General features: G+C 44.6%; 8 protein-coding genes. 7 read left to right on the top strand and 1 reads right to left on the bottom strand.

The features are described from left to right. Positions 1 to 635: hypothetical protein (locus ACTUJY_RS20650; protein ID WP_463618033.1), on the top strand; the 635-nt coding region annotated here is incomplete at its 5' end. Positions 636 to 637: 2 nt separating this feature from the next. Further along, on the top strand, positions 638 to 1,384 hold the full coding sequence (locus tag ACTUJY_RS20645; RefSeq protein WP_463618032.1) for a hypothetical protein: 747 nt from the start codon (positions 638 to 640) through the stop codon (positions 1,382 to 1,384). Between the two features lie 117 nt (positions 1,385 to 1,501). On the opposite strand, the gene ACTUJY_RS20640 is transcribed toward ACTUJY_RS20645, so the two are convergent. Further along, entirely contained in the window at positions 1,502 to 1,888 is a 387-nt protein-coding gene (locus ACTUJY_RS20640) for a helix-turn-helix domain-containing protein (protein ID WP_463618031.1), read from the bottom strand. Between the two features lie 114 nt (positions 1,889 to 2,002). Between ACTUJY_RS20640 and ACTUJY_RS20635 the strand changes: the two genes are divergently transcribed. From ACTUJY_RS20635 to ACTUJY_RS20615, 5 genes are all read left to right on the top strand, one after another. Beyond that, the gene (locus ACTUJY_RS20635; RefSeq protein ID WP_463618030.1) at positions 2,003 to 5,086 is read left to right on the top strand and encodes a CHC2 zinc finger domain-containing protein; all 3,084 of its coding nucleotides are present in this window, start codon (positions 2,003 to 2,005) and stop codon (positions 5,084 to 5,086) included. Position 5,087: 1 nt separating this feature from the next. Continuing rightward, complete coding sequence (gene xerC, locus ACTUJY_RS20630) at positions 5,088 to 6,101, top strand: site-specific tyrosine recombinase XerC (protein WP_463618029.1); 1,014 nt, start codon at positions 5,088 to 5,090, stop codon at positions 6,099 to 6,101. A 66-nt stretch (positions 6,102 to 6,167) separates the two neighbouring features. Continuing rightward, the gene (locus ACTUJY_RS20625) at positions 6,168 to 6,434 is read left to right on the top strand and encodes a CopG family ribbon-helix-helix protein (RefSeq protein ID WP_463618028.1); all 267 of its coding nucleotides are present in this window, start codon (positions 6,168 to 6,170) and stop codon (positions 6,432 to 6,434) included. Further along, positions 6,431 to 6,700, top strand: a complete 270-nt coding sequence (locus tag ACTUJY_RS20620) for a type II toxin-antitoxin system RelE/ParE family toxin (RefSeq protein WP_463618027.1) — start codon at positions 6,431 to 6,433, stop codon at positions 6,698 to 6,700. Before ACTUJY_RS20625 ends, ACTUJY_RS20620 begins: the two co-directional genes overlap by 4 nt. 534 nt (positions 6,701 to 7,234) lie before the next feature. Then, a complete protein-coding gene (locus tag ACTUJY_RS20615; RefSeq protein ID WP_463618026.1) occupies positions 7,235 to 7,459 on the top strand; it encodes a hypothetical protein in 225 nt (74 codons plus the stop codon). The last annotated feature ends 189 nt before the right edge of the window (positions 7,460 to 7,648 follow it).

Genomic DNA, 7,648 nt, shown 5'->3' with positions numbered 1-7,648 from the left:
CCACCAGTGGGAATAACATCCCTGCATCAACGGACTTTTCTCAAAGTATTGCCAACATGGGCTTAGATTTTAGAGATTGGTTGGCTAGTGATGAAGTGGTTAACTTTGGAGGTAGTTGGGGGAATACTGTTTCCTTTGGTCTCGGCGGAACTATTAGTGAATGGATTCATGGAGAGGATACTTTTGATGAATCCAGTGATGCGTATAAATACGGTAATTATGCTGGGTTTCTTACAGGTCTTGGAGGTTTAGCAAAAGGAGGTTTGAGTTATTTGAGGACTACTTTTGTTGGGTCAGCTCAAAGTACAGGTACTTTTGGTCATGCGTTCCTTTCGAAAATGACAGGCATATTTCATGCTGTTAATAACCCTAATGTTGTTCGTGTTGCTTTCGATGTTGGTTATAAAAGAGCTCTAGAAGGTATTGCTAACATTACTGGTAAATGGGGACCTCGTCCCGATGTGCTTCTCGGGTTTAAAAATGGTTCAGTAAGAGCGATTGAAGTAGCATCTAAGACTGACAAAGTATCGAAACTACAAACAAGAAATATTAATAAAATTACACAAGAAAATCTTTCGGGCTCTGTAACTGTAAATAATTGGGCTGTTTATTTAAATAAGCTATTTGGAAATTAAATATGTTTTTTAAGAAAGCAAAAATAGCAGATAGAGCTTTGTTGAACTTATATTTTAGAAAGAGTTCAACAGATAACATATCTACACTCATGAACATTATAGATAATGCTCAACATGCACTACCTTTTAGTATAAGTGAGTATAGTGTTAATGATAGTGGCGATAAAAAATATAATGAGAATAAAACGTTAAATACACTGTCAGAGTTAAAGGTAATTGATGTTGAGAATATATATTTCGATGACGAGACAGGTGAGTTTGGTATATATCTTGGCAGAGAGTTTTCTTACTTAAATCATGAAAATAATATTTTTAAGCTTTCAGTTTACGGACAAGGAGCACTTGATAAGTTATCAGATGCTATTTTTAAAAGTGATATTTATGATGAGGATTTGTTATATGCTTATGGTAGAAACTACTCCTCAGATTTTTCTGCTGCATCGGAAACAAAAATAAAAAAAACGCTATTTGGCAATCAACAGGTAAGTGTTTCTCAAGAAACCTCTCTTTGGATGATTCATCCCGAGAAAATCGAGAAAGGAGCTGTTAAAGGGATTTACCCTATTAACTACTGGAATAGCGAAAGCTGTAAGTTACAAGTTCTAGTGCATCTCATTGATAATTATGAACTAGTTAGAAAAGCATCGAGCAAACTTGGCTCGTTAATTCGTATTAGTGAAGAAACTTTAAATAAAATATCATCAGAGAATGTTGAGGTGGCCAAGTTTGTTAGAAAGGATTTGTTGTAGCCAATGTAACGTGGCTTTTAACCCACGAAAAAATTGAGCCATTGCTTTAATTTATAGAAGATAAGCAGAACCCTAAAGCGCAGCCGGTTGGCTGCGCTTTTTTTATGGTCTTAAAAATTAGTGAGTGGCTTGCGAAATAACAGTATCAAGCATCTCCATCACAAAACGTTGTTTGGTTCGTGGCAGTTGTTGGATCTGAGCCACTTGTTGCTCCAGTTTGGATGCCGGACCACGTTTCTTTTTAGTTGCTTCAACTTCGCCCATCAGTTCTGAAAAGCTCACTTCAAGCGTTTTGGTCAAGGGTGGTAACAGAGCAACAGCAACTCGCAAATTACCACTCTCGTAGTGAGCCATTGTCTGTTGAGCGATCCCCAATATCTCGGCCAGTTGCACTTGAGTGAGTCCTTTGGCCTTACGAAATTCAGCGATCCGATGGCCTAATTCCCGATAAAACTGTTTATCTTGTGGCGTCATGTGATGCACCGGGTTGTGAATGAACGCCATTAGTTTACCCCCTGTTTTTTGATTTAGAGTTGACAATACTCTATATTAGAGTACTCTGCAACAGAGTTATTTTATTGGTTTGGGTATTGACAGGGTTTTGGGGAAATATCGGAAATGGCACGAATTAGCGACGATGTGATCGAACGACTGAAAACAGAGGTGTCCCTGGTTCGGTTGCTGAAAAGCCAAGGCTACGAGTTAAAGAAACAAGGCAAGGATTACGTTTGCCGCTGTCCGTTCCACGATGATAAAACCCCGTCCTTAGTCGTCAGTCCCGATAAAAACCTGTGGCATTGCCTGGGTGCCTGCGGTGTCGGCGGTTCAGTGATTGACTGGACGATGAAGATTGAGGGCGTATCGTTTAAACATGCGGTGGAGTTGCTTAAGAACGATTACGCTCCTGCCTTAGCTGCCGACGATGTACAGGGACGAACAAGTGTCGCGGGAGGCAGGAAGCCGGGAGCGACCACACAACCGAAAAAATACGGCTCAGTCAGAAAACTGGATGCGCCGTTATCGACGGAAGCCGATGAGCAGGAAGCCTTAAACAACGTCATCGATTTTTATCATGAGACTCTCAAAAAAAGCCCGGAAGTCATCGAGTATCTGGGATCGCGCGGACTCAATCATCCCGAACTGATAAACCATTTTAAACTGGGCTTTGCTAATCGCACGCTCAGTTATCGCCTGCCGGAAAGTAACCGTCAGGCTGGCGCGGAATTGCGCGGTAAATTGCAAAACATCGGGATAATGAGACGCTCTGGCCATGAGCATTTTAACGGTTCTCTTGTTGTGCCTGTGTTCGATAAAAACGGACTCATCACTGAGGTTTATGGCCGAAAAATTCAGCGGGCGTTACGCAAAGGCACGGCATATCACCTGTATTTACCGGGGCCGCATAAAGGCGTCTGGAATGAAAAAAGTTTAGGTTCTGACGAAATTATCCTGTGCGAAAGTTTAATTGATGCGATGACCTTCTGGTGTCACGGTTTTAGAAATGTCACTACTTCTTACGGTGTGAATGGCTTTACGTCGGATATTTTAGCTGCACTCATCAACCACCAGGTTAAGCGTGTATTGATTGCTTACGACCGTGACGAGGCCGGAAACACTGCGGCGGAAAAGTTAGCGGAAGAATTACAAAAACACGGTATCAGTTGTTATCGCATCTTGTTCCCTAAAGGGATGGATGCGAATGAATACGCATTACAGGTTCAGCCTGCGGTTAAATCGCTGGCGCTCGTTATCCGCAAAGCTGAACCCATGTTAAGCGCGAAACCACGACAAAATACACCAGAGCCGACCGAAGAAAAAATCGTTGAACAGGAAAAGAAAGACTCTTTCTCATTAGCCGCTGATTTACCTGAACCCTCGCCATCGGTGGAACATCAACCCGCTCAAAATGTTGAAGCCGAAGTGACCGAACGCGAAATTAAAATCGCCTTTGGTGAGCGTTTGTATCGTGTTCGTGGACTGAATCGGAACCTGAGTTATGACCAGCTAAAAGTGAATGTAATGGTGAGTCGTAATGAATCGGTGCATGTAGATACACTGGAACTTTACAATGCGAAACAACGGCAGACGTTTATTAAAATCGCGGCGAGTGAACTGGGTTGCGAAGAACAAATCATCAAAAAGGATTTAGGCAAAGTATTGTTGAAGCTCGAAGCACTTCAGGAAGAACAGATACAAAATACCTTGGCACCGAAGGAAAAAAGCATCGAACTGGACGACAGTGAAAAAGTAGAAGCGTTAGCCTTACTCAAAGATAAAAACTTACTCGCTCGTATCCTCGAAGATTTTAATCAATGCGGTGTGGTCGGTGAAGAGACTAACAAACTGGTGGGATATCTGGCCGGCGTCTCCCGAAAACTCGATAAACCCTTAGCTGTGATTATCCAGTCATCGAGTGCTGCTGGTAAATCCTCATTGATGGATGCGGTATTAAACCTGATGCCGGAAGAAGAAAGAGTTCAATACTCAGCGATGACCGGTCAGAGCTTGTATTACCTGGGCGAAACCAATTTAAAAAACAAAATACTGGCCATCGCTGAGGAAGAAGGCGCAGAGAACGCCAGCTATGCGTTAAAACTGCTGCAATCCGAAGGTGAAATTAATATTGCCAGTACTGGCAAAAATGCCAGCACCGGTAATCTGGAAACGCAGACGTATCATGTCGAAGGCCCAGTGATGTTGTTTATGACTACCACTGCGATAGACATTGATGAAGAGTTGATGAATCGTTGTCTGGTGCTGACGGTGAACGAATCGAGAGAACAAACCGAAGCGATCCACGAGCAACAACGGATAGCAGAAACACTTGAAGGCATGCGACTAAAGAATAAAAAGCTGCACCTGATTAAACTGCATCGAAACGCACAGCGCTTGTTAAAACCCCTGGCCGTTGTAAATCCTTATGCCGAACATCTGACGTTCCTGAGCCATCAAACCCGAACCCGTCGCGACCATCAAAAGTATTTAGCGCTCATCCGCTCGATTGCATTCTTGCATCAATATCAGCGTGATATTAAAACCGACAACGGCATGGAATACATCGAAGTAACGCTCGATGATATTGCCGTGGCTAATCAACTCGCGCATGAAGTACTGGGCCGAACACTGGACGAGTTACCGCCGCAAACTCGAAAACTGTTATCACTCATCAGCGATTACGTTAAAGCAGAATGCAAAACTCACGGCGTGGAACAAAGTGATTATCGCTTTAGCCGAAAACAATTACGCGATGCATTAGGTTGGAGTGATACGGCGTTAAAAGTGCATCTGTCACGGTTAACCGACCTCGATTATTTAGTTGCTCATACGAATGGACATCGGCAACGCTTCCATTATGAACTGCTCTTTACCGGTTCCAAAAATAGTCACGATACCTTCCTAAACGGATTAATCGACGTGAAAAAATTAGGCTACGACAAAAACCGGTCAGGGTTAAATGGCTTGCGGTCAGCCTTCGGTCAGGGTGTGGTCAGTGTTCAGTCCGGTGGTGGTCAACCCGATAAAAACGACGCCAAACTCAACGGTAACAAGGCTTCTAAAGTTATCGAACTCGAAGAACATCAAAATGAACTGTTCCCGATAAAAAATGATGAGAACAATCGTACGTACGATGAACATGGATGTTCAAGTGTCGCGGTAGACAGGACGTCGTTAACGACCCATGTATCTACAACAGGCCATTAACATGGCCAAGAAAAAACCGCCGGTCGGTGATTTGAATGATCCGAATGGCTTCGCCGCCTTCCGTGAAAAGTTTTTAGAATCACTCGGTGTAAAAAACTACAGCGATCGCACCGTCGAACACCGACAACGCGATATCAATTATTTTATGCTCTGGTGTGAAGAACGTGGACTAACTCGACCGAATGAAATCACCAAGCAGATCATCGAGCGTTATCAGCGTTATCTGTATCACTACCGCAAAGAAAACGGCGAACCACTGACGTTCCAGTCGCAACATTCCAGACTCGGATCACTGCGCGCCTTCTTTAAATGGCTAAGTAAACAGAATTACATCCTCTACAATCCCGCCGCCGATATCGAATTACCGAAAATCGAAAAACGCTTACCCAAGCATGTATTAACCACGGAAGAAGTTGAGACGATCTTGAATCAACCGGACACACGAACGGCAATGGGCATTCGTGATCGCGCCGTGATGGAAGTGTTTTACAGCACCGGCATTCGACGTATGGAATTGATCAATCTAAGACTTTACGATCTGGATCGCGAACGCGGAACCCTGATGGTTCGCCTTGGCAAAGGCGCCAAAGATCGGATGGTGCCGATTGGAGAACGAGCGATCCAATGGTGCGATAAATACCTGATGGAAGCACGACCGGAATTACAAACCGGGATCGATACGGATTGCTTCTTCCTGACTCACTTCGGCGAAGCGTTTACACCAGCGCGCATGACGCAAATTGTTCGACGTTACGTGAAACAGGCTGACACCGGCAAAAGTGGATCCTGCCATCTGTTCCGCCACACGATGGCGACGGTGATGCTGGAAAACGGTGCGGACATCCGATACATCCAGGAGATGCTCGGACACGCAAAAGTGGACACTACTCAGATTTATACGCAGGTGTCCATTCGTCGATTGAAAGAAGTGCATGATCTGACGCATCCCGCGAAGACGCATCGAGAACAGGTTGATGAACTGTTCGCTGAGCTGGCTGCAGAAAATGATGAGTGACTGTTGTAATGCAATGTATTACACTGTAATGCATCTGTATGAGAAGCTGAATGAGAGGTGATTATCATGCCAATGACCAGCGTAAGAATGTCTGATGATTTAATGGATAAACTGGAGTCCATTGCGGAAAAGCTCCATCGTTCTAAAGGTTGGATCATCAAAGATGCGGTTAGCCAATATGTTGAGCGCATGGACCGTCAAGAGCAAATGCTTTTAGAGACACGCCGAGCTTTAGTCGACATCGAAGAAGGCAATACCATTGATGGTGATGAAGTGATGGCCTGGGTTGCCAGTTGGGGTAAACCCGATGAGAAGGAACCGCCTAAAATATGAGACTTAGATTTACTCATGAAGCCTTCAATGATTTAGAAAGGTTGCGTGAATTTATCGCTGAAAAGAATCCGGTAGCAGCCGATAAATACGCACGCAAATTAATGGACTCAATACAAAAATTATTGCTCCATCCCGAGCTTGGAAAAGTACTTGAAGAAGAGCCTGATGCAAGAGAGTTTGTAGCCGGAAATTATGTAGTCCGATACAGTTTTAAAGGTGACATTGTTTATATCTTGAAAGTCTGGCATGGCAAAGAATATCGATAATGGTCGGACACATCGACAGATTGAAAGCGGCCGGATGCGGCTGCTTCAAGGCTTGTCATCTTAGTTGCTTCTCCCTATCAGCAACTAAGCCGCCAACCCTTCAAGCATCCTCCACGCTCTCGGTTTATCAACCCCCAAACTTCCGGTCATGCTTCCCTCCAGTTTGCACCCCGCGCTTCGGGGTTTCACCACACCCCCAGCAATAAACATAATGCCGGGAATTAGGCGCAGTGGTCAGCACAGGCGATAAAGCCGCCCCTGCTGTCCACTGGAAGCAATGCCGCCTAATTTGCACTATGTTAAATGCCGGGTGTGTTTTTAGGTGTGCGGTAAAACACGCACAAAAAGCACTCTTTAATGAAAAGCTCCGAGTCGTCTGTGAGTGAGTGTGCTTGCTGAATAAGCCGTCACTCTAGCACGATGCTCAAACCGGCAAGGGTAAATGCACGGCGCCAAAAGACGCGCCGCCCTTGCCAGTTCTCCGCTTCGTGCTGCCGTTCATGGCTCATTCACCAATCCCACAGGGAGTACGCCATGAACAACGGTCTTTTAATCAACACTATCAAAACCAAAACGGCATTAATGCTTGCAGGCCACAAGGAAATCAGTGGTCTTGAGCATTCGCTTACTCAACGCATCCACCAAATCGGCGGCATGGTTGAGCTGGCCAAGCTTGGCAAAAACAAGCCACTGGTTCATTTACTTAATCAACATCTGCACCAGCTCGCCGAGCGTCGGCGTTCTTTACAAAGCGGCTAACGCCGCTTTGTTTTTATCGCAACTAAAAGATAAATCCCATCGAGGCAAATTAACGCTTTACAAGAAAAAGCGCGTCTGGGAAAATTTTTTACCAGTAGGGTCAGCGTCCCGAAAATTGTTATTTAACTGTTTGATGTGTCGGCGAAAAATGGCTTTGCGTACGATTGTTGCGTCGGATTATCCCTATCC

This window comes from Pleionea sp. WD8-19 (genome assembly GCF_055326765.1).
The sequence above is the reverse complement of the archived record's forward strand: the minus strand, read 5'-3'. Positions and strand labels throughout refer to the sequence as shown.

Bases quoted from the DNA above. Each gene is read 5' to 3' on its own strand.
- ACTUJY_RS20620 (WP_463618027.1), top strand. From the start codon at position 6,431: ATGAGACTTAGATTTACTCATGAAGCCTTCAATGATTTAGAAAGGTTG.
- ACTUJY_RS20640 (WP_463618031.1), bottom strand. From the start codon at position 1,888: ATGGCGTTCATTCACAACCCGGTGCATCACATGACGCCACAAGATAAA.
- ACTUJY_RS20625 (WP_463618028.1), top strand. From the start codon at position 6,168: ATGCCAATGACCAGCGTAAGAATGTCTGATGATTTAATGGATAAACTG.
- ACTUJY_RS20635 (WP_463618030.1), top strand. From the start codon at position 2,003: ATGGCACGAATTAGCGACGATGTGATCGAACGACTGAAAACAGAGGTG.
- ACTUJY_RS20645 (WP_463618032.1), top strand. From the start codon at position 638: ATGTTTTTTAAGAAAGCAAAAATAGCAGATAGAGCTTTGTTGAACTTA.
- ACTUJY_RS20615 (WP_463618026.1), top strand. From the start codon at position 7,235: ATGAACAACGGTCTTTTAATCAACACTATCAAAACCAAAACGGCATTA.
- xerC (WP_463618029.1), top strand. From the start codon at position 5,088: ATGGCCAAGAAAAAACCGCCGGTCGGTGATTTGAATGATCCGAATGGC.